This is a genomic window from Emticicia sp. C21, from assembly GCF_003418935.1.
Taxonomy (GTDB): domain Bacteria; phylum Bacteroidota; class Bacteroidia; order Cytophagales; family Spirosomataceae; genus Emticicia.
Genome location: NZ_QVMT01000006.1, coordinates 169,035 through 190,402, shown reverse-complemented (window position 1 = coordinate 190,402; position 21,368 = coordinate 169,035). Strand labels below are relative to the sequence as shown.

21 protein-coding genes and 1 pseudogene are annotated in these 21,368 nt (G+C 38.2%); 12 read left to right on the top strand and 10 right to left on the bottom strand.

What is annotated here, in order from left to right; genetic code table 11:
• The first annotated feature begins 712 nt into the window (after positions 1-712).
• The 8 genes and pseudogenes from D0T08_RS15475 to D0T08_RS15445 all read left to right on the top strand — a co-directional run bounded on the left by D0T08_RS15475 (position 713) and on the right by D0T08_RS15445 (position 10,489).
• On the top strand, positions 713-4,429 hold the full coding sequence (locus D0T08_RS15475; protein WP_116983574.1) for a hypothetical protein: 3,717 nt from the start codon (positions 713-715) through the stop codon (positions 4,427-4,429).
• 13 nt (positions 4,430-4,442) lie between these two features.
• Positions 4,443-7,748 carry a DUF6443 domain-containing protein gene (locus tag D0T08_RS15470; RefSeq protein WP_116983573.1) on the top strand — a complete coding sequence of 1,102 codons (3,306 nt, stop codon included), beginning with the start codon at positions 4,443-4,445 and terminating at the stop codon, positions 7,746-7,748.
• Entirely contained in the window at positions 7,720-8,094 is a 375-nt protein-coding gene (locus tag D0T08_RS15465) for a hypothetical protein (protein ID WP_116983572.1), read from the top strand. Before D0T08_RS15470 ends, D0T08_RS15465 begins: the two co-directional genes overlap by 29 nt.
• Before the next feature lie 90 nt (positions 8,095-8,184).
• Positions 8,185-8,409, top strand: a pseudogene (locus D0T08_RS28130) (RHS repeat-associated core domain-containing protein); the annotation flags it as partial.
• A gap of 9 nt (positions 8,410-8,418) precedes the next feature.
• On the top strand, positions 8,419-8,973 hold the full coding sequence (locus D0T08_RS27800; RefSeq protein WP_304465952.1) for a DUF4329 domain-containing protein: 555 nt from the start codon (positions 8,419-8,421) through the stop codon (positions 8,971-8,973).
• A gap of 4 nt (positions 8,974-8,977) precedes the next feature.
• A complete protein-coding gene (locus tag D0T08_RS15455; protein WP_116983570.1) occupies positions 8,978-9,283 on the top strand; it encodes a YbbC/YhhH family protein in 306 nt (101 codons plus the stop codon).
• 574 nt (positions 9,284-9,857) lie between these two features.
• Positions 9,858-10,256 carry a hypothetical protein gene (locus tag D0T08_RS15450; RefSeq protein WP_116983569.1) on the top strand — a complete coding sequence of 133 codons (399 nt, stop codon included), beginning with the start codon at positions 9,858-9,860 and terminating at the stop codon, positions 10,254-10,256.
• A complete protein-coding gene (locus D0T08_RS15445; protein ID WP_116983568.1) occupies positions 10,253-10,489 on the top strand; it encodes a hypothetical protein in 237 nt (78 codons plus the stop codon). Before D0T08_RS15450 ends, D0T08_RS15445 begins: the two co-directional genes overlap by 4 nt.
• Positions 10,490-10,682: 193 nt before the next feature.
• Here D0T08_RS15445 and D0T08_RS15440 read toward each other — a convergent pair whose 3' ends face one another.
• On the bottom strand, positions 10,683-12,053 hold the full coding sequence (locus D0T08_RS15440; protein WP_116983567.1) for a HAMP domain-containing sensor histidine kinase: 1,371 nt from the start codon (positions 12,051-12,053) through the stop codon (positions 10,683-10,685).
• A gap of 3 nt (positions 12,054-12,056) precedes the next feature.
• Complete coding sequence (locus tag D0T08_RS15435; RefSeq protein ID WP_116983566.1) at positions 12,057-12,734, bottom strand: response regulator; 678 nt, start codon at positions 12,732-12,734, stop codon at positions 12,057-12,059.
• 233 nt (positions 12,735-12,967) lie between these two features.
• Here D0T08_RS15435 and D0T08_RS15430 point away from each other — a divergent pair, with 233 nt between their 5' ends.
• From D0T08_RS15430 to D0T08_RS15415, 4 genes are read left to right on the top strand one after another with little or no spacing between them, the layout of a single operon-like run.
• Complete coding sequence (locus D0T08_RS15430) at positions 12,968-13,363, top strand: hypothetical protein (RefSeq protein WP_116983565.1); 396 nt, start codon at positions 12,968-12,970, stop codon at positions 13,361-13,363.
• Between the two features lie 50 nt (positions 13,364-13,413).
• On the top strand, positions 13,414-14,304 hold the full coding sequence (locus D0T08_RS15425; RefSeq protein ID WP_116983564.1) for a universal stress protein: 891 nt from the start codon (positions 13,414-13,416) through the stop codon (positions 14,302-14,304).
• A gap of 7 nt (positions 14,305-14,311) precedes the next feature.
• Complete coding sequence (locus D0T08_RS15420; RefSeq protein ID WP_116983563.1) at positions 14,312-15,685, top strand: HAD-IB family phosphatase; 1,374 nt, start codon at positions 14,312-14,314, stop codon at positions 15,683-15,685.
• Between the two features lie 47 nt (positions 15,686-15,732).
• Entirely contained in the window at positions 15,733-16,020 is a 288-nt protein-coding gene (locus D0T08_RS15415) for a hypothetical protein (RefSeq protein ID WP_116983562.1), read from the top strand.
• Between the two features lie 65 nt (positions 16,021-16,085).
• Here D0T08_RS15415 and D0T08_RS15410 read toward each other — a convergent pair whose 3' ends face one another.
• The 8 genes from D0T08_RS15410 to D0T08_RS15375 all read right to left on the bottom strand — a co-directional run bounded on the left by D0T08_RS15410 (position 16,086) and on the right by D0T08_RS15375 (position 21,365).
• Positions 16,086-16,796, bottom strand: coding sequence for an NRDE family protein (locus D0T08_RS15410; RefSeq protein ID WP_116983561.1), 711 nt, complete (start codon positions 16,794-16,796; stop codon positions 16,086-16,088).
• Between the two features lie 71 nt (positions 16,797-16,867).
• Positions 16,868-17,380: a DinB family protein gene (locus tag D0T08_RS15405; RefSeq protein ID WP_116983560.1), complete on the bottom strand. Its 513-nt coding sequence runs from the start codon at positions 17,378-17,380 to the stop codon at positions 16,868-16,870.
• 1 nt (position 17,381) lies between these two features.
• Positions 17,382-17,930: a YceI family protein gene (locus D0T08_RS15400; protein ID WP_116983559.1), complete on the bottom strand. Its 549-nt coding sequence runs from the start codon at positions 17,928-17,930 to the stop codon at positions 17,382-17,384.
• On the bottom strand, positions 17,920-18,651 hold the full coding sequence (locus D0T08_RS15395; RefSeq protein ID WP_116983558.1) for a hypothetical protein: 732 nt from the start codon (positions 18,649-18,651) through the stop codon (positions 17,920-17,922). Before D0T08_RS15395 ends, D0T08_RS15400 begins: the two co-directional genes overlap by 11 nt.
• A 24-nt stretch (positions 18,652-18,675) precedes the next feature.
• Positions 18,676-19,113, bottom strand: a complete 438-nt coding sequence (locus D0T08_RS15390) for a DM13 domain-containing protein (protein WP_116983557.1) — start codon at positions 19,111-19,113, stop codon at positions 18,676-18,678.
• Between the two features lie 88 nt (positions 19,114-19,201).
• Positions 19,202-19,870, bottom strand: coding sequence for a Crp/Fnr family transcriptional regulator (locus D0T08_RS15385; RefSeq protein WP_116983556.1), 669 nt, complete (start codon positions 19,868-19,870; stop codon positions 19,202-19,204).
• A 50-nt stretch (positions 19,871-19,920) separates the two neighbouring features.
• Positions 19,921-20,940, bottom strand: a complete 1,020-nt coding sequence (locus D0T08_RS15380) for a hypothetical protein (protein ID WP_116983555.1) — start codon at positions 20,938-20,940, stop codon at positions 19,921-19,923.
• A complete protein-coding gene (locus tag D0T08_RS15375) occupies positions 20,937-21,365 on the bottom strand; it encodes a DoxX family protein (protein ID WP_116983554.1) in 429 nt (142 codons plus the stop codon). The genes D0T08_RS15380 and D0T08_RS15375 overlap by 4 nt, the downstream gene beginning before the upstream one ends.
• Between the last annotated feature and the right edge of the window lie 3 nt (positions 21,366-21,368).

Genomic DNA, 21,368 nt, shown 5'->3' with positions numbered 1-21,368 from the left:
CAATGTGACATTTCTATCATTTTTTCGCTCTCAATACCTTTTATCCAACCTTCTGCTGAGATGACTTATAGTCAATTCTTATACTACACACCATCTATTGTCGGTTCAATAAATATGTTTCATGCGATAAATTCTGTTTAATTTTATGGGTGTTCCATTAAATGATGCGTGAAAGCAGAAAATATTTAAAAAATCATACTGTTCTTTTTTGATTTGTCAGGATTATCTGTGGTACCTTTGTTTCATATTAGAAATCAAACCACAACTTAAAATTAATTTGCATGTGAAAACTAAAAAAACAATTTCCACTCTAGATTCCGGCTCTGATGATTAACAAATCTTATTAGATTCCATCTCCTAAGTCGGATAACGTTAACTCCTTCTGTTTCGAATATTTTGATTCGATTATCTCCAATAACCATTGGATACGCTTTGCTATGGCTTAAAGACATACTTATGTACTTTATTAATTCCAAAAACTAACACAATAACTGACTTTATAATTGCACGTGACAACAAAAGACAGCTCTCAATTCATATTCGGGCTCTGATGATAATCGATTGAATTTCATCTCATAAACCGGATAAGCGTTAACGCCTCCCTGTTTCGAATATTTTAATTCGATTTTTCCCAATAACCATTGGGTATGCTTTGCTATGGCTTAAATCTTCAAATTCTTTTCAATAATCAATCAAACACACAAGAATATTCATGAAAAATCCACTTCTTTTAGCTTTGTTTATTTGCCTCTGTATTAGCTCAGTGGCTCAACAAGGCTCTTCACTCGTTTCTCCATTTGAGGGCACCTCAGGGAGATTAAGGATATTGCCTCCTAATGTTGCCAAAACTCAGGAGTTCGGAAATGTTCCGATTAATTTCAGCACCGGACAATTGAATTTCAATATGCCGCTTTACGAAATAAAGGTAGACGAAAATTTAACTATCCCTATCCAGTTAGCCTATAACAATACAGGTCTAAAGCCTCAGGATGTGCCTACCTGGGTAGGTAATGGCTGGAATCTGGAAGTTGGTGGAACTATCGTTCAGACCATTAATGGTATATCTGATTTTACTAGCGGCGGATTACAAACCCCCGGTGTGCGGCAGCAAATGGAGAATTTCCTGGCCGGATCAATGATTGATGATGCCAGATACAATTATCTGACAAACGTATTAAACAACCAGACAGACACTCAATACGATATATTTTCATTCAGTTTTCTGGGCAGAAGCGGCAAATTCTATTTTCTTGACAACAATATTGTTTTGATGAACAATATGCCGCTTAAGATTACGTATGCCTCCAATTCATTTACGATTACGGATGAAAAAGGGTATCAGTTTGCCTTCACATTATCTATACCAACAGGCGGAACTTTCACCAATGGATTTGTAGATCCCATCAGCGACCCTTCTTATATAAGTAGTGTGACATGGTATCTCAGAAAAATCACGTCTCCCAATGGCGTTGTAGTAGACTTTAACTATTACCAGGACATTTCTTACCAAACGAGCGTGAAAGGCTCTTCTTATTCTACCGGATATACATCAGGGTCTCCAAACTGTACGTTAAACGACAATTTTGCTTTTAGCCAGACAACTACTGAACTAGGTGTTGGACAGTATTTGCTCGATAATATTGTCTGGAAAGGTAAGACCGTAGATTTTCAGTTTTTTGACCGCAACGACCTGGTAAGCAATGCCAATGTGAAAGCCAAAGGACTCTCAGCCATAGTGGCTTATGATGAAGCCAATCAGGAAACAAACCGGATTGGTTTCAGCTACGGCTATATTGGCACAAACGACCGTCTGAAACTGAATTCAGTCTCTTTTATTGAGAACAAAACGCCTTTTGCAGCTATTCAGACTACTTCTTTTGAATACTACGGCATGAGCGGAGCAGATATTCCAATCCCCTCTCTCATGGTAGCGAACACTCCTCGTGCTGCCAACAACTCTGTAGATCACTGGGGTTATTACAACGGAAGAAACAATCCCAATAAAATTCCGGCGGCCAATTACTCTTCGGTTATCTTTACTCCTTTATCAAACGCAAACTTCGGAACTGCGGACAGGCGTGCTGATAATACTTATTCAAAAATAGGGATGCTCAAAAAGATAAATTATCCGACAAAAGGATATACAGAGATATTCTATGAACCGAATATAGTTAACTACAGTAGTGTATCAGCAGCCCCTGTCTTCTTAAGAACACAAACGCCTGAAACTCCTCCACCTGGTGGTAGTGGTGTTTACTTGCAAATAGGTGGAAATCGTGTTTCACGTATTGTAGATAATACCGGATCCACAGAGTCTAACGAAAGAATTATTACCTACGAACAGGCTAATCTTTTAGCTGTCCCTTATTATGTTACATCCATTGAATCAAGTATACCTAGCAGTGCAACATATCCAACAGGCCCATGTACTGCCTGTGGAACAAGGTATTTTGTCTCAGAGAATAATGTCTACAACTGGGAAGGGTATCAGATAGAGTACAGAAAAGTAACCGAGACCTATGGAAATACCGGAGCAAATGGCAAAAAAATATATGAGTATAATGCCAGCGTTGCTGCTGGTGAGCCGGTTTACAATCCACCTCACGCGGCTACTGTCAACTTAAGCTGGAGAAGTGGTAATCTGGCAAAAGAGCAGACCTATGAGCAAAATGCGATAACGCCTGCAAAAGAGTTGATCAATACCTATAATCCTCTTTCCATTGCTGCTACTACACGATACGGTTTTAAAGTAGGAAGAAGCATGGCTTGTGCACAACAAGCCACTTCATCGGGGTTCAGTTATAATTATTTCAATTATCAACGTACCCATGTATTCAGTGATACTTATAATTTAAAGGCTGCTACTACTACTGAATATTCAGGGGGAGTAGGGTTAAGTAACACTCTCACTTATACCTATACGCCGGAAGTACTGCTAAGAACTACCTCAATTATCAACAGTAAAAATAAAAAGGATTCAACTATCAATTATTATGCGAATGACTTCAATAATATTGCCGGTACAAACATTGACCAGCTGAAAAGCAAAAACATCATTGGCATGCCACTGAAAGTTGTCCGCTATGTAGATAACCTGACTGTAGATGGAGTAATGGTTAAAAGCGATGCCAATGGAAATCCTCTGGAAATTTATCGTTATGAAAACGCTTCGCTGGTTAACCTTCCGCATAGTATGTCACAATTTATTATTCCTGAATTTAAATTGTTTGAAAGCAGAAAGTACAGTAGCAAAGGGAATCCGATAGAAATCAAAAGGCTTAATCAGCCGCCAACGACTTATGTTTGGGGGTACAAGCACTCTTACCCGATTGCCTCTGTGCAAAATGCTACTGTAGCCAATGTAGAAGGTGTGATTGGTAGCCTGGAAACAGTGGCAGACACTTATGTTGCTGCAAATATAGAAAACATTGGTACCAGTTTAAGAAGTAATCTCTCTTCTGCAATGGTCACTTCGGGTGTAATGAGGTCAGGCATAGGACTCAGCCAGATTACTGCTCCTAACGGACTCAAAAGTACATATGAATATGATGGTGTTAACAGATTGAGTGCGGTCAAAGATCATTTAGGGAACCTGACAGATTATTACAGGTATTTCTATGCTACAGCTTCTGAGTGTACGCCTCCGTCTCCACCTGTAATTTCGATCACAAGCACTACGCTTTGTTCGGTTACGCTTTCGGCTACCACCTGCTCAGGCGGAACGATTCAATGGTCTAACGGAGCTTCCGGACCAACCACTTCTGTTCCTACTACTACTTCAATCAGTTATACGGCCAAATGTAAAGTCGGAACCTGTGAAAGTGTGGCTTCTAATACTTTAACTGTGCCAGTGCTACCTGCTACCTGGAGTGCCATGGACGTTGGATCTCCATCTTCGCCCGGATGTACGCAAAATGCTTCAGGCAATCTTACTATGCTTGGATATGGCCCTGCGAGTGGTACTTCTGATAACTTCCACTGGATATATAAAGCATTCAGCGGTAATGTCACAATCATTGCTAAAATTAACTCCATTCCGGCTGATGATGGCGACAGATCAGGTATCATGATTCGAAGTAATCTTAACCCTAATGCCCAGTATTATATCCTGCTTCAGGATGGAAATGCCAATGTGGGTGAGCTGAAACGTGATACGAACGGAGGCACGGGTGGGCTCTACAGTTTTGCGCCGTCTGCTGTAAACCAGACCTGGATAAAAGTAGTAAAAACAGGCACTTCAATCAAGGGATATTATAGCACCAATAGTAATCCTGAGGCCAATAATGCCTGGAATGACTACTTCAATCTGACTGGGAGCAACCCTACTACACTAGATTTTGGCAGCAATTTCTACATAGGTTTTGCCTTATGGGGAGGCGCTAACCAGACAACTTTTTCAAATATCACTATTAACGGAGTTGCATTTTAAATCCACACATCTCATGAAAAAGAATCTCATCTTATGGCTTTTGCTCCCGCTTTGCAGTTGGGGGCAAAGCATTACCAATCATAAAAACGCCGTTGTTCATAGTTCTTTCCGCGTTAGCGGTGCAACTACAGCCGATGCCAGTGATGCAACGAAAGCGCTGATTTCGATACAATACATGGATGGCCTCGGCCACCCGCTGCAAACAGTGGGGTATCGTCAGTCTCCAACAGCAAAGGATATTGTATTCGAAGGCAAAACCTACGATGCCTTTAGCCGTCCGTTCAAAACAGCGCTGACCGCTCCTACGGCTGTGCAAACCGGAGAATATCAGGCTAACCCTTCCGGCCTTGCCACTACTTTTTATGGCGATAGTTATTCGTATAGTGAAATGACCGCCTTTGATAATTCGCCTTTGAATCGACTAAGGGTACAGTACGGTGCTGGCCAGGCGTGGCGGACTAATACCAAAAATATCCAGACTTTTGATGAAATAGCTGGTACTGCGGTACGCCTTTACAATTCAGACCCTACCGGCAATATCACACTCTCCGGCACCTACACTGCTAATACTTTGTATAAAACACGGGTGATTGATGAGCAGGGCAATACCATTGTTGAAATAAAAGATAAGTCGGGAAATCTCATTCAACGAGAACAACCTGTAGGTGCTGAAACCTTAATTACCTATTATGTATATGACGAATGGCAAAGGCTAAGGGCTGTTATCCAGCCCGAAGGTTATGCCCTGAATGCCAGTATTACCAAAAATTCAGCTACCTGGAACAGTTGGGTATTCGGCTATACGTATGATGCTGCTGGAAGACTTATCGAAAAACATACGCCCGGTGGAGGTTGGCAATATATTGTTTATGATAAAAATGATCTCCCTGTGCTGACGCAGGATGCCAGTCAGACTGCCTTAAGCAAATGGTCGTTTAACAAATATGATGCCTTTGGGCGGACTATCATCAAAGGAGAACTGGATAATGCTTCAAGCCGGGCTACCTTACAAACCAGTTTTGATGGTATGTCTACCACTTATGAAACCTGGCTTGGCGTTTCGGGATATTCCAACAGCAGTTTTCCGGTAAGCTATGGTTCTACGGCCGAAAAGTTCTGGAATTTTTATGATAGCTATGAGTGGATTGCCGGAGAATGGGCATTCAATTCGGGCACGGCCTATAATTCCACCAATTATTACAGCAATTCCAAAGGGTTGCAGTCAGGCTCTTTTGCCCGTAATCAGGAAACCCCAAGTAAAGTGTTTCACTCGGTTTTTTACTATGATTTCAAAGGCCGGATGATGCAAAGCTACCGCGTGCATGATAAAGGCGGAGCCTCTCCATGGACAAAACCAGTAGTCACTAATCTGGGGTATAATTTTGCGGGTGAAGTAGTGAACGAAAAAGTATTGTATCAGGTAGATGGTATGGCAAATACAGAAAGCCTGGCTACCTATGAATATGATAATACTGGTAGACGGTTGAGAGTATCACATGGGATTAATACGGCAGTATCGGAAGTCAGAAGGTCAGATTATGATGAGGCAGGTCGTTTAAAACAGGCCAAAATAAGGGCTACAGGTACTTATACAGCCAATGGTACTTCTATCAGCGGTTTGCAGACCACCGACTATACCTATCATTTGAGAGGACAATTGCGAGGTATTAACCTGGATGGCTCGGGTAATCCGGTGCCGAATGCCAGCCAGGGTGATTTGTTCAGTTATAAGCTTGACTACGAAACAGCGGGTTATTATGATGGCAATATCGGTAAACAATACTGGCAGGCAAGCACCAATAATGCCCCTGCGGGCATTCGTTTCTATACTTTTACCTATGATGCCGCCTCACGATTAAAATCAGCAGCTTATACCGGAATTAGCTCAGAAAGCTACAGCTTACCTACAGTCAACTACGACAAAAACGGCAATATCACCAGTCTGCAACGGAATGGGAAACTGACCAGTACGTACGGATTAATGGACAACTTGAGTTATACCTATACCGGAAACCGTTTGATGAGGGTGGAAGATGGCGTAACAGGTGATTATGATGTTGACTTTGTGAACCGAAATTCGGGAACCGATGATTATAGCTATTATGCCAACGGGGCTTTGAAAGCGGATAAGAATGAAGCCATCAACGACATCATTTATAGTACGTATGTCAATCAGCCCATTGAAATGCAGTTGACCAGCAGCAGATGGATTAAAAACTCCTATGATGGTGCAGGCCGATTATATAAAACCAGTTATTCGACAGGAGAATACTGGGAGTATCTTGATGGCTTGGTTTTCAAGAATGGGGCTTTCTATCAACTGGCTACGCCAGAGGGCAGAGCGGTTTATCAAAGTGGAGCCTGGTCTTATGAATATTTCCATACTGACCATCTGGGTAATACACGTGTAGCCTATAAAGCAAACGGCACTGCGTTGACCAAGACCTCTGAAACTTCGTTTGATCCGTGGGGAGTTGTGTTAAATGGAATAAATTTGCTAAATTCGTATCAGAATAGATTCGAGTTTTTAAATCGGGAAAAAGAAAGTACATTTAATCTAAGATATATCCGTTTAAATGCAAGAGGATATAATCCTACTATTGGACGTTTTGATAGGGTTGACCCAGTATTAGACGAGCAGGAACAATATAGTACCTATCAGTACGGTTGGAATAATCCGGTTTTAAGGAATGACCCGAATGGAGAATGTCCTAATTGTCTGACTGCCCTAGGTGGGTTTTTATTAAAGGGTGGCATCGAATTAGGAGGGCAACTACTTTCAGGTAAAAACTTGAACGAAGTTGATTGGGCGGATGTTGGAGTAGAAGCTGTTAAAGGCGCTGTTATAGGTTCAGGAGTAGGTGCAGTCACTGCTGGCATTGTAGAAGTCGGGAGTATTGCAGCAAAATCTACTTTAGACATATCCAAAAAAGATGGTGTAAAAACTACCTTTAATGGAAGTAAAAGTATTGCAGAAACAGGCTTTGATGCTGTTGCTGATGTTGCAGGTGGAAAAATTGCTGGAAAAATAGGAGGTGGTATAACGAAGGGCGTAGAAAAATCGGCTGTACGATTGGTTGCAGAATCAAATACTGCTAATCGAGCAGCGTCAATAGCAAAAACTTATGCTAATGAAACAGGGAAAGCAAGTGCTAAGACATTAGCCAATAATCTTGCGAAAGAGGCTACAGTTGCTAATGTAAAACAACAAGTAGTGTCGTCTACTGCAAAAGTTTCCAAATCAGTAATTGGTGATGTTACACAAAATACATACGAAAATAAATTTACCGATGCAGTCAAAAAATTATTTGGGTTCTAAAACATCCATTTGGCAAAAACTTCAAGCCATAAGTTTTGCCCTTGTTATAGGATTTCTTATTTTTAAAGGAATTTGGTGGTATTTGGATTATGACTTCAAAAAAGACAAAGAGGAAATTTTGTCTAATCCTGTTTATACTAAAGGAGTTATAATAGCAAAACGAACATATAAAGGAAAGGGAGCAGATTTTGAATATTTTGTTGATGATAAGAAGTATAATTTAAGTACAGGAATAACCACGGAATTCTATAAAAAATATGCCGTCGGGGACAGCGTAGATATTGTGTACTCAAGGAAAAACCCATCCGTTTCTTTATTAAAATACGAAATAGATTCATCGAAATGAGGTATCTCATCCTAAAGTAATTTAACTAATTTTAACAAGAAAGCCTACCTGATATTTTTATTGGGTGGGCTTTCTTAATATTATACATGGGGGATTGTTTTAAAAGATGCAGGACTAGTTAATGCTTTTCAAAATAGATTTGAGTATCAAAATAAAGAGAAAGAAAGTACGTTTAATTTGAGAAGAATTGACTTTGGAGCAAGGAGTTATAATGCGAGTATTGGAAGGTTTGACCGGGTGGATCCGCTGGCAGACCAGATGAGAAGATGGAGTACTTATAATTATGCTTTTGGTAATCCTTTAAGATTTATTGACCCTGATGGAATGGGAGCGGTTTTATTTGGCCCTGGAGATAGATTCAAGACGGCGGATGATGCAGCACGTGACTTTGGTAAGACGTATAATGATAATTCCATTGCAGCTAAAACTGAGTTTGGCTCAACGATTATTAAAACAAAAGATTTTCTTGGCACGACATATTTTACTTATACGAAACCAAATCAAGGAGATATAGCAAGTGTAAGTGTTAGTGGTACATTTGAAGGGGAAAGAGTTGGCACTGTTCATGCACATGGTAATTATGATCCAAATTATGATAATAATAACTTTTCGCCCACAGACAAAAGTAATGCTGACATACGCGGAGTTCCTAACTATGTTACAACTCCTAATGGGTCTTTACAAAAATATGATCCATCAACCCAAAAAGTAACTGTTTTAGATAAAAGCCTTCCAAGTGACTCAAATGACCCAGCTCGTTTAAATAATGTAAGTATAAATAATTTACCAAAAAATGAACCTAAACAAAGAATAATTGATATAATTGTTAATTATATACTTATTCCGCTTGGAGAAGGAGTTTCTACAATCAAAAATTAAGAAAATGAAAAGACTATTAATCTATATAGTATTTTTGAGCATGAGCTGCCAAAATGAAAGTGGAAGAAAAAATTGGACTATTAAAGATGGTTTTGTTCCAGATAAAGAAACAGCCGTTAGGATAGCTGAAGTGGTTTGGGTGAATATATATGGAGAAAATGTATTAGAAAAAAAACCATATAAAGCTACTTTGAGAAAAGACGGTGTTTGGATTGTAGAAGGAACATTAAATAACAAAGATGGTGGTACCCCTTATATGGAAATCCAAAAAGATAATTGTAAAATACTTAAAGTAATACATTCAAAATAATCTCTCATTCTGAAAAAAGTTAACTAATTTTAATAATAAGGCCCATCTGATAATTTTTATTGGGTGGGCCTTATTATGATTGGACTCTCTATGATTTTTAGATGCACCAAAAGCATCAGGAACTTGGTTTGATGAATTTTCTCATACCGAAATATCAAAATAAATAGAAAGAAAGTACGTTTAATCTGAGAAGAATTGACTTTGGCGCAAGGAGTTATAATGCGAGTATTGGGAGGTTTGATAGGGTGGATGTGTTGGCAAAAATGAGAGTGTGGTCAACCACATACAATTTTGCTCAAAATAATCCAATTAATCGCATTGACCGAACGTTGCTTTAGGTGAGCCTTGTTGTGGCGATGACCCATCTGATGACCCATTTTTATTTGCTAAGTTAGCTGTTACTTCATTCTATGATACCAAACACGCTATTTACAATACAGCACTGAGAGCCTTTGGTTCAGATTTACTTGCAGGATACAAAGTTGAGAATGGTGAAGAAGTATTTGAGACAGAACTTACCAAAAAACCTGTAGACAATTCTTTCAAAGGAATAGTAAAAGAAACGTTAAGTGCTTTGGCGGATGTTGTATCCATCATTCCAGGTGAAAGTACAGAAGGTAAATTATTAGCTCAAACAAGTAAATCTCAAACTTCAAGAGCAGTAAAAGCTGTCATTGCAGAAACAAATGCTGGTAAGGGCAATATAACAAGTAGTCATACCTTAACAGAAGCTCAGGCATTAGAAGCAGGTGTTAATTTTGCAGGTAACAATGCAAAAGAAATTGGACAAAGTGGTTCAGGTGTATATCGTAGTCAAACTATTAATAAGGATGGGACTGTAAGCCAATATAAAATGGATGCTTTCTCTATTGCAGGTTCTCACCGTCCAAATGTACCTCACGTTCATTTAGAAATTATTAACCCTACCAATAATAAAATGATTGTAAATCATCATATTCCAATAATACCATGAAAGAAAAAATTGAAATAAATAAGATTGGAAAAATAAAACAAGGTAATTACTTAGACTGGTATGTAGAGGTAATTGATGATACTAGTGGCGAAACTGGCGGCTTCTATATCAATATTTTCAAAAATTTTGACGGGAAAGGTGAAGCGTACGACAATTGGCTTGAAAACTTCAATGATGTTGAAGAATATTTTATAGATGCTAATTGGATAATTGAATGGGACGTAGCGTCCTGAAAATTTGATTAATTTTAATAATAAGCCCCATTCGATAATTTTTATTAGGTGGGCTCTCTTATTATTATGCTTGTTATAATTCTGCACTGCCCCAAAAAAGTTAGATACTTATTGGGGGCAGTGTAATACAGACACTGTTGCTTCTATGAAATTTATCAGCATATATTTATTAAATGAGTATTCTTTAGTTAAGCTAGGTATCAAAAGTGATTGTAAAATTCGTACCTCTATTAAGTTTTGAATTTACTTCAATCTTGCCTTTATGTATTTTTACAATCCGGTCTACCAGAGAGAGTCCAATTCCATAGCCTTTAATACTTGCGCTTTTTTCGGAGCGATAGAATGGCTGAAATATTTTTTCTATTTCCTCTTTGCTTAAACCTATGCCATTGTCTCTGATATTGATTTTCTTTTGTTTAGCACTGGCTGAAAGGCTGATGAAAGCCTCATTATCAGAAGAAAACTTACACGCGTTTTCAACAAGGTTAAACAGGGCTATTTTTAAAAGTGCATCACTACCTACAACACACAGATGCTCCGGGTCTTCAGGTAAAGCAGTGAAATGGATATGAACTTTATAATGAGCATTATTGCTTGTCACCATGTCATGTACCTCCCAGATAATATCGTCTATCCTTACTTTCTCCACCAATAAATGATTGATGTCTCCATCTGCACGGGACAGGTTAAGTAGGTTTTGCACCAATTCAATTAGATCGGTGGTATCTTCTAATACCGATTGAATGGTATGCTTATAATTAGCATTGGTACGCTCATTTAATAAACTTACTTCCAGCTGAGAAGAAATACTGGTTAGTGGGTTTTGCAGTTCGTGTGAAACATTGGCAATGAACATTTGCTGCAAATGTATTCCCTCTTCTACTCTGTTTAATAATTGATTGATGGTTTCACTTAATTGACTGATTTCATTGTCGCCCTCAAATTTACTAAGTCTTAAATTCGTATTTTTTGGAAAAATCCGGCTTAGTTCCTGACTGATTTTCTCGATGGGTTCCATTGTTTTTCTTGCATATACCCACCCAACGATAGTTACCACAAATAAGGAGATAGCAATTAAAGCCAGCATCATCCATCGCATTTGTTTCAGGAATATCATGGCATATTCATCACGAGCTAGTGCAATAATGATATAAGATTGGGTAGATGTCTTATATAATATGCCTACGGCTTTAAAGTCATCGACCATAAACTCTGATTTCCCCTGAAGTTTTATCTCTTCTAATCTGGTTGTATCAATAGTTTCATACACATTGTTATTGAATATAAATACTAACTTATTCTTCAGAGTATATATCAGCGTTTCCTCAGAGGGCATCTGGTCTTTGCGTGACTTCAGAAGCCTTTCAAGCAGACGAATGTTTTCATGATTTTCTATGGTTTGTTCAAGCCAGTTAGCTACGGTTTCTGCTCTGTTATTTAAGCGCCGAAAAAAATTCTCATCCAGAAAATAGGCTATGAAATAATAAATAGAAACCAGAGCCGTAAAAAGAATGCCTGATACTACTGCGACAAATCGGAGGGTCTGCTGTTTTCTGAGAGACATACGCTATTCTTCTTTTAATACATAGCCCATACCAATGACAGTATGAATCAGTTTTTTTGGAAAATCCTTATCAATCTTCTTACGCAGATAATTAATATAAACCTCTACATAGTTGGTACGTTTATCAAAATTTACATCCCATACATTTTCGGCAATTTGTATTTTAGATAATACCCAACCCTGATTTTTCAGGAAATATTCAAGCAACCGGAATTCTAAAGCTGTTAACTCTATTCGCTTACCGCCTCGCTTGACGGCTTTGGAACCTGTATTTACTTCAAGGTCGGCAAATTTGATAATATGATTGCTTACTAATACATCTGATGCCCGTTTAGTCAATGCACTGACTCTGGCCAATAATTCAGAAAATTGAAAAGGTTTTACCAGATACTGGTCAGCTCCCGCATTAAAACCGGCAACTTTATCTGCTACTTCGCCTAAAGCTGAAAGTATCAATACAGGTGTTCTTATTCCTGCCTCTCTCAATTCGTTTATAAGCATTTGCCCATTAATGCCCGGAATAATAATATCTGTAATAATACAGGCATAGTTATTACGAAGCGCTAATTGTCTGGCAATTAACCCATCATAGGCAATATCTACTTCGTAATGATTTTCTTCTAAGCCTTGCCTGATCGCCTGTATGGTTTTGAGTTCATCTTCTACTACTAATATTTTCATATACCTTAAAAAAATGGTCAGAAATTCTAAGCTAAATCTAATGTCCCGTTTAGTTGGCTCTAATACATAACAAGGAAATTTGTGTATTCTCTATAAAAAAGCAAAATATTTTTGAGAATAGACTATAGATAAGTAACACTTAAACACTACCAAACTATCAGTAATTCTACTGATTTTGAATAATAAATAGAAGTATAATTTCGACAAACTGCTGTTAAAAATAATAAATGATAATGACCACTGATAAATTCTGTGTAGAGATTACAGAGCTAAGAGGCATGCTAAAAGACGCCCGGAAAATAAAGATTTCTTTTTTTATTCCTGAAATTTTCAAGACCATCTATGCTGATGTTAAAGCGGTTCATTTAAGTATCCGCGATGAAAATAATGATGCCATAGATGGCTGGATAAAAACTACCATAGTAAGAGGGCAGGACAAAAAGGACCTGTTGACAGAAGTACATAAAAGCAAGCTTGTTGATTTCTATAAAAATCCTCAGGAAGTAGATTTTGAGTTTATAGCACAGGAAAAACTACCCCCGGGAATATACACTGCAAAAATGTATACGGTAGATGAATATCTTGGAAGTGTTGACTTCAAGGTTAGAAAAAGGTTCTGGTTCTTTTAAATGAGCGTATTAGCCAAGATAAGTTCAGCCTTTATTTAAAGAACAAGCCTATGAATGATAAGATTGAAAACATACTTTTTCCGACTGATTTTTCAGAAACAGCCAACAACGCATTACTGATAGCTATTAACATAGCTAAAAGAGATCAGGCGGCTCTACATCTGTTACATATAATAGTCCCAAAGTGCAATGATATATCTTTCGACAGAAGGCCGGAAGTATGGCAAGCATTGGAACAGCAGAATAAAAAAGGGCTGAAAAAACTATCGGTGGCACTGGAAAAGCAGTACAATATCACTGTCTATGCCCATACATCTATTAGCGATATTCATGCGGCTGAGTGTATAGAACAATTTGCTGAAAGACTTAATGTAGACTTAATTGTCATGGGAACACATGGCTTGTCAGGTACAAGAGACTTTTTTATGGGCAGCAATACTTATACTGTCATGAGAAATGTCGCCTGTCCGGTGCTGGCAATACCCGTATACTATAAAAAGTTCTTCTTCCGGAATATACTATTGCCAATAAGAAGGACGGAAGAAATTGAAGATAAATTTAAAATCGTTACCCGTTTTTTAAAATCGCCTTCTACCCGGATAGAATTTTTAGGAGTTGCTCCTTTTACCGATTTTACTTCATTCGATTGCCTGACCAACAAAATAAACGGACTGGCATTTAATTTAAAGAACCAGGGTATTGATTTTGTTCACAGAAACGAGATTTGTGAAGATATAGCAGATTTTGTATTGGACTATGCCGATGCCTGCGATGCAGAGCTTCTGGTGATTAATCCGGTAATGGATGATGACTGGGGATTCTTTTCATTGGGTCCTTATACCCAGAAAATTCTTAATCATACAAAAAAACCTGTCATGTGTGTCAAGCCTGAAACGAACCACGTGATGAGTAAGCATGTAATAACCACTCATATTAAATAAAGAACATATGATAACAGTCGTAATTCCGGCACTTAACGAAGAAAAAACTATCGGATGTGTCATTGATATAGCCAAAAATAATCCGCAGGTAACTGAGATACTGGTAGTGGATGATCAATCAAAAGATAATACAGTTGCTGTTGCCAAAAAACACGGAGCCAAAGTGATTATCAGTAATAAGCAGGGTAAGGGCACATCTATGAGAGATGGTGCATTGTATGCAAAAAATGAAATTATTGCTTTTCTGGATGCCGATATTACTACATATCCTGCCAATGTGGTTGAATTACTGTGCAAACCACTTTTAAGCAACGAAGCTGACTTTGTGAAGTCTTATTTTACCAGACAAGCCGGTAGAGTAACCGAGTTGGTAGCTAAACCCTTACTCTCTATCCTATACCCTAAATTCCCCACTTTCCGCCAACCTCTGAGCGGCATGATTGCCGGCAAAAGGAGTCTGTTAATGAAAGTTGATTTTGAAGAAGGGTATGGCGTTGATATTGGTTTATTGATTGATATGTATCATCTGAAAGCCAGAATAGTGGAAGTTAATATTGGCCATATCGAAAACCGTATGCAGAGTATTTTGCAACTAGGTAAAATGTCCAGACAAGTAGCTTCCGTCATTTTGTCAAAATCAAGATTTAAAGGCGCGCATGATTTAAAAACGTATGAAGATATTCAGGTTATTAACCAGCAAATGGATATAGCTATCCACGAAAATCTGCAAAACCTGCAAAAGATCGCCATTTTTGATATGGATAACACCATTACCAGAAAGAGTTTTATTCATACCGCTGCCAGGGAATTCGATTTTGTCCCTGAATTAAATGAAATTGTCAGACGGCAGAAAAACCCTGTTACACGCACCAAGCAGATAGCGACCTTACTGAAAGGTAAATCGCTGGAGGAACTATTAAAAGTAGCAGATAGTATTCCCTTGACCCCTAATATCTATCAATTGGTAGATACTTTGAAAGAAAGAGGCTTCATAATCGGTATTATTTCTGATAGCTATGATTGTATTACCAGAAACCTGAAAAACAAGTTGGGTTTAGACTTTGCCCTATCCAATGAACTGGAGTTTTCTAATGGTATAGCTACAGGTGAAGTAAAAATTCCTTCTTATTTTTTCCCCGACAGGCATACTACCTGCACACATGAGTTTTGTAAAACCCATGCTTTAACGTATATCTGTCAACACTATTCGATTAATCCGGCAGACACGATTATGATAGGAGACGGCGAGAATGATGTATGCGTGATAGAGAAGGCTGGTGTTGGTATTTCTTTTTGCGCTACCTGTGAAAAAATAGACAGAGTGGCCGATTATGTGGTAAAAGAATATGATTTCGGGCAGGTTGCTGAATTGATAGCCTAGTGGCATAGATTTATTACAGCTTACCCGGAGAAAATCAAACAATAAATATGAGTATCAAAATAAATGAAGCAATTGCAGATACGGCACTAATTGCGCAGGCACTTGTGAGGAAAAGACAGAATAAAATTCGGGAGGGAATGAAAAGGGGAGTAATCTGCTTAGACACAGTTGGAGGATTTTCGCCTTATACAGACTTTCCTCATGAAGCTCCAACAACCGACCTGGTTTTTACTGACGATAGTTGGAAAGAAAAAATTGAAAAACTGGACGAAAAAATTAGCGAGGTAAACAAAATACCAGATATTCTGAATAGTATTATTCCCGATTTTGAGTAGAAGAAGGAGATATTGTTATAACTGATACAGGATTTTTACAATTGTGCACCTGATTTGGAAGACCATTACTCAATCACCCTGTAATTATACTTTTTTTGGGTCACTAAATCTTCATAATAGATTGTAAAAAGTTTCTCATTGATTACATATTGCGTTGTTGAAACTGTTTTGAGCATATTGTCACGATTTATTCTGATATCATTTCTGATATCTCCTACACCGGCATATTGATGAAACCCAAGCACTGTCTCAGGGTTTAATGGCTGCTGCAGAAAATCGGTAAACCATTGTTCTCTCCTCTCAATGATTTCTGGAGAATAAAGCGTAACCGACGACCAGATACGAGGTCTTGATGTATCTATTTTTTTGTTAGAAAGTATTTGTCCATTCCATTTCAGTTCGTGAATCATCAACTCCTGAGTATTCTCAATAATGACTAATGTAAAGGGTTCTATTCCGGTAAAATTGTAGTCATCAATAAAGGTGTTTACGCTGCTGAACTTAAAGAAATCAAGAATAACCTTACCTCTACTCTGCCTGTATGGTGGTTGTGAAATATGTTTGGTGATGCCGCCATTCAGGAGGCATAAGGTCATTTCTCCACTGCTGGCAATCCAGGTGCCACCACCACGAGGGTCTTTCGGGAAAAAAATAGTGTGCCCATTAATCATATATTTTCTGGGTGGAGTAGCTACCTCGCGGGATACGGCTTCATCTCGATTGGAGGTAAGAATAAAACCCTTATTCTGGGTAGGGATATAAGTCAGGACACACATGACTATTGAAAAATTTAGAATTGTTCAAATAATCCGAATTGCTCGAATTGTACTATTAAAAGAGACGGTAATCAATTTTCAAAAGCGAGGATTTCCTGTTTGTATTTGATTGTCGAATATGCCACGCCAAAGGTTGGCTCAATCTGTATATGTCTGAAATTCTCCTGAATGCCAATCCTGATTAAGGCAAAATGATGGATGGAGTGCTCAATCATATATACTAATTCACGCATGAAATTTGATTCGATGAACTCAAAGTTGTTTTCGCCGTAATTTACCTTAATCTTAAGTGTTCTATAGAGATTCGGCTCAGTTGCAACACTATGTTCAATCTCAGTTAAAACATTCAGTGCAAAAAGCAGATTGGTTTCTATTAATAAATTACGCTCCCGGGCATCATAATCTACTATGCCAGTTAAGCTGCCTTTAATTAAGCATTGAAAAAACTCAATCGTATGTCTTACATGTTGCCCGATACTACTCTCATTCAACACTGCAAGGCTTTCTGTGTATTCGTTTGAATTTATTTGATTGAGTAAATCTTTCAGTTGATTAATTACTTCTATTGATGTTTGTCGTGTCATTCTATTGTTGAACATTTAAGGTGATTGAAACAGTGGCAATATCTCTGAGAAGTGAACTCTTCTCGCCTATTGCGTACTCTAGCCGGTTTATCTCGAAAGTGCTTTTCAATTGCGCCATTGAATTGTTCCGGATGAAAGAAAAAGGGATTTGTATGTTTTTAGTAGTTTTCTTAATCGTTAAGTTAAAGTATCCTATAAACTCATTTTCTTTTGCTCCTGTTTCGATTCTGGTTGAAGTCAGCGAAATCTTAGGGTACTTTTCGGTATCAAAATAATTGCTGCCCCTCAGTGTTTTGTCGCGTATTTCTAAGCCTGTATCAATGGTTTTAGTATCAATACTGGCTTTCATACTTGCATTTGGGAGGTTTTTAGGGTCAAAGACTATAACTCCTGTAAAACCCTTAAACGAGCCATTGGCAGTTGTGCCGAAGGCGTGTTTTATTGTAAAAGTTATTGTTGCGGTAGACGGTTTCCAATTTTGCGCCTGAGTAAGCACACTTGCAAACAGCAAAAACACTAATGAAATGCTTCTGAATGAATTATTTGGCATCTTTAGCAGTCATTTTAAAAGGTGTGTAAGTAATTGCTACAAAGGGAAGCAACGCTTTATGGCGGAAACGGTCGTTTTCAAAAGTTAAAGTTTTGTCGGTGGTATATTCCAGAAATTGAAAACTTGCTCCTGCACGAAGCGCCCATTGATTGCCTACCCAATACCTGAAATATAATTCTGAATTCAAGCTACCCCTATCGCTATCACTGATTAATAATAAGTTGAATAGAGTTGGTTTGGCTGTTTGTGTGGTTCCATGCAATGATTTTGATTCGCTGGCAACGAATTTGCCTGTTTGCCTACCACCAAATGAGAAGCCGATGAAATCAATGTTAAACCCTAAATCAAGTTTTTTGAAGCTATATTGCAATACAATTGTGCCATTTACACTACTAAGGTTTGATTTTGTCAGTTGCAATGTATCAAGATTACCAGCAATATTTTCAGTAAATAGCGCTACAATACTCTGTGTACCAGAAGTGAGCCTTGCGGGTGCAGTGATATAGTTTTTTTGTCCGCTGAAGAATGTATTTAGTCGTACTCCCCAACCAATCTTAAAGCGGTCAGTTTTACCAATGCCATACAGATTCTGATAGGAAATAGATGGCGAAAAAGCAGACCCAAAAGCAACGGCTAAATCTAAGTTGCATTGCGTTTTAGGGTATATGTATTGCGCTGATAATGTATGGCTTAAAAGCAGGAACATTATGATTTTTTTCATGGTGATTTTTATTTAGAGAAGTGATTATTTAACCTGGGCAAAGCCAAATAATATTGAATATTTTCTGCACCATATCAATACATGGTTTTGCTTAAGTAAATCAGCATCTGATGGGATTTGTAACGAAATATTACCGTTTTGCACTTTGTCGGTAATCTGAATGAAGTTGGTTACAGATTTATCTTCCGCAAGGTAAATACGGAGGTCAGGCCCGGCATCGGTCTTGAAATTCTCCAGAACTAAAGTGCGCCTCTTGTCTTTATCTTCGTAAATTTTCACAATTCCGGAAGTACTATGTACGGCATTTTCAAAGTTGCCCTGCAATAGAAGATTTTGTCCGGTTGAGTTGAATGTACCTGATGACGGTATAGGATTTGATGTAGAATCATTGCTACTGATTACTTCTTTCTGGCAAGAGACCAAAGCCCATGCAAAGCATAAACCTACGAGATATATCTTCATAATTTTTTGAGTTTACCATACAAATATCATGGGTTGTTGACATCTGTATTGTCGGCTGGACGACCGAACTCAAAAAAATATGGGAAGTTTATGCTGTTTTTTTTAAGATGATTTCAGTACGGGAGTAGTCTAAAATACCTTTTTCTTTGAATTCATTGAAGAGTTGGGTAACTGTCTGGCGGGTGCTGCATATCAGACTGGCGATATCCTGGTGAGTAAGATAATTTTTAAGGGTCACCTCATCGGCTGAAGCTGTTCCTTCTTTGGATGCCCATTCTTCTAAAAAGCTCATGAAACGAGTTCGAACATCTTTAAACATGAGGTTTGAATATTTACTTTGAAGCCTTTTAAACCTGAATCCCATCCATTTGGTATACGAAAGACCCAATTGAGGATTTTTCTCTAACATTTGTTCAAAATCGTCCATCCTGAAACTGCAACAAATCACGTTATCAGAAACGGCCACCGCATATTCATCGGACTGTGTTTCGGTTAAGGTAAACTCGCCGAAAATGTCTCCTTTTTGTATAAGGTCTTTTACAATTTCATTCCCTTTTTCATCTATTTCTACAATTTTCAGTGTTCCTTTTTTGAGAAAATAAACCCTTGTATTTTCATCGTGTGAAAACAAAATTATTTCTCCCTTCCTGGCAGTTTTGAAGTTCGTTATCATACATATTGATTTCAATTCTGATGAAGAAAGTACACTGAAAAGTTTATGGTCTCGCAGATACCAGTATTTTGTATCAAGATTCATTAAGGGTCCTGAGTAATATTCTATGCTAATATACTGATTGTCTCCTATATCTACATAAAATGCTTTTTAATTATTGCCCATACTTCGCTGAATGGCAATGGCTGAAATCCTCTTTTCTGGTTGTGAATGCTTATTTCGGCGCTGCGTTTCCAGTGCCAGCGCAAATCCCGGTAGGCTTGCCAGAGCCGATAGTTGGGGTCGTAGATATGTCCGGGGTCGGAGCTGACGCCGTTTAATTCCATTATTTTTATGTTTTCGCCTCTGTATAAGTCTTCAATACTTGCTACTTTCATATCAAATCTTCCGTAATAAAAGCCTTCAAAGCTTTCAGCAATTCTACTGAAAACCTCATCCAGTTTTTCGTTAATCAGATGATTGGCATTGACAAACTTCGTTCCCCGACAATGATTACCAATGGGTTCCAATAAAAGCTTTTCGTTTTCAGCAAGGTTTTCATGGATAGTTTCGCCTAATTTCGACTCTAACACTTCTAATTGAAACCGGGCTCGGGTAGAATTCTCAATTAACTCTCTGATGGTAGATTTCCCGTCACCCGTAACAGTCAGGAACTCTTTCATAGTCAGCGAAGAAACCTTTCCCTTTCGTTCGTTTGGCAGGCGGCTAAAAAGCACGCCAAATTCAATGGGATGACTAACGAATTCCTGTACTATATAATCTTCCTGAGTTGACGAATGATAATTCTTTAATTGTTCAATCGTTTCAATTTTGGCCACATTTGTTCCTCTTTCGCCGATATTCGGCTTTGCAATTAACGGGAAGGCCAAATGGCTGTTTTTTAATAAATGAATAACTTCTTCTTCAAATTCGTTATTTTTATCAATAAAAACGGTTTTGGGTAAAAATTGCGGGTTGATTTTCTTTAGAATATCAATCTTGCTTTCGCCATAAAAGCCGCCGGCCTCAATACCCGGATTTACAGAAGTGAAATACGTAAATGACCGGGTTTTGAATGCCAGATAAAGCCAATAGGGAGCCATTGGCAAGTAGAAAACCCACCAGGGCCAGTATTCGTAATTAAAGATTTTAATAATTGAAAGCGGTAGCCTCATGTAATTGCTTTGAAAAATTGATTTATAGATGCCGGAAGGTATTTTTCAGCAATGGCCCTACCCTCTTTGTGATGAATAATCTGTATAGCCATCGAACAAATTAACACAATAATCGCCAGCATAAATAGCTGCCCGCCATCGCTTTTTGATTCTATTCCAATTACCAGTATATGCGAAGCAATTGCGCCAAACATTAAACCCATTGCAAGAAATCCACCAATAAATGCTGTGGCTGGTATTAATAGCAATATGCCTGTTATTAGTTCTAAAATTCCCGTGCCAATTCGCCCCCAGGGTTCAGCACCGAGCTTTGTAAATAACTCTACTGATTCTGGATGTGCCGTAAATTTAAAATAAAGCGTTTGTAAAAGAATCACGGCGGCTATAATTCGTAAAACCCAGGAGGCTGTTTTAAGTGTTTTCATTTG

Excerpts from the sequence above, each read along its gene's own strand:
- D0T08_RS15475 (WP_116983574.1), top strand. The coding sequence starts at position 713 with ATGAAAAATCCACTTCTTTTAGCTTTGTTTATTTGCCTCTGTATTAGC.
- D0T08_RS15470 (WP_116983573.1), top strand. The coding sequence starts at position 4,443 with ATGAAAAAGAATCTCATCTTATGGCTTTTGCTCCCGCTTTGCAGTTGG.
- D0T08_RS15465 (WP_116983572.1), top strand. The coding sequence starts at position 7,720 with ATGCAGTCAAAAAATTATTTGGGTTCTAAAACATCCATTTGGCAAAAA.
- D0T08_RS27800 (WP_304465952.1), top strand. The coding sequence starts at position 8,419 with ATGGGAGCGGTTTTATTTGGCCCTGGAGATAGATTCAAGACGGCGGAT.
- D0T08_RS15455 (WP_116983570.1), top strand. The coding sequence starts at position 8,978 with ATGAAAAGACTATTAATCTATATAGTATTTTTGAGCATGAGCTGCCAA.
- D0T08_RS15445 (WP_116983568.1), top strand. The coding sequence starts at position 10,253 with ATGAAAGAAAAAATTGAAATAAATAAGATTGGAAAAATAAAACAAGGT.
- D0T08_RS15440 (WP_116983567.1), bottom strand. The coding sequence starts at position 12,053 with ATGTCTCTCAGAAAACAGCAGACCCTCCGATTTGTCGCAGTAGTATCA.
- D0T08_RS15435 (WP_116983566.1), bottom strand. The coding sequence starts at position 12,734 with ATGAAAATATTAGTAGTAGAAGATGAACTCAAAACCATACAGGCGATC.
- D0T08_RS15430 (WP_116983565.1), top strand. The coding sequence starts at position 12,968 with ATGACCACTGATAAATTCTGTGTAGAGATTACAGAGCTAAGAGGCATG.
- D0T08_RS15425 (WP_116983564.1), top strand. The coding sequence starts at position 13,414 with ATGAATGATAAGATTGAAAACATACTTTTTCCGACTGATTTTTCAGAA.
- D0T08_RS15420 (WP_116983563.1), top strand. The coding sequence starts at position 14,312 with ATGATAACAGTCGTAATTCCGGCACTTAACGAAGAAAAAACTATCGGA.
- D0T08_RS15415 (WP_116983562.1), top strand. The coding sequence starts at position 15,733 with ATGAGTATCAAAATAAATGAAGCAATTGCAGATACGGCACTAATTGCG.
- D0T08_RS15410 (WP_116983561.1), bottom strand. The coding sequence starts at position 16,796 with ATGTGTGTCCTGACTTATATCCCTACCCAGAATAAGGGTTTTATTCTT.
- D0T08_RS15405 (WP_116983560.1), bottom strand. The coding sequence starts at position 17,380 with ATGACACGACAAACATCAATAGAAGTAATTAATCAACTGAAAGATTTA.
- D0T08_RS15400 (WP_116983559.1), bottom strand. The coding sequence starts at position 17,930 with ATGCCAAATAATTCATTCAGAAGCATTTCATTAGTGTTTTTGCTGTTT.
- D0T08_RS15395 (WP_116983558.1), bottom strand. The coding sequence starts at position 18,651 with ATGAAAAAAATCATAATGTTCCTGCTTTTAAGCCATACATTATCAGCG.
- D0T08_RS15390 (WP_116983557.1), bottom strand. The coding sequence starts at position 19,113 with ATGAAGATATATCTCGTAGGTTTATGCTTTGCATGGGCTTTGGTCTCT.
- D0T08_RS15385 (WP_116983556.1), bottom strand. The coding sequence starts at position 19,870 with ATGAATCTTGATACAAAATACTGGTATCTGCGAGACCATAAACTTTTC.
- D0T08_RS15380 (WP_116983555.1), bottom strand. The coding sequence starts at position 20,940 with ATGAGGCTACCGCTTTCAATTATTAAAATCTTTAATTACGAATACTGG.
- D0T08_RS15375 (WP_116983554.1), bottom strand. The coding sequence starts at position 21,365 with ATGAAAACACTTAAAACAGCCTCCTGGGTTTTACGAATTATAGCCGCC.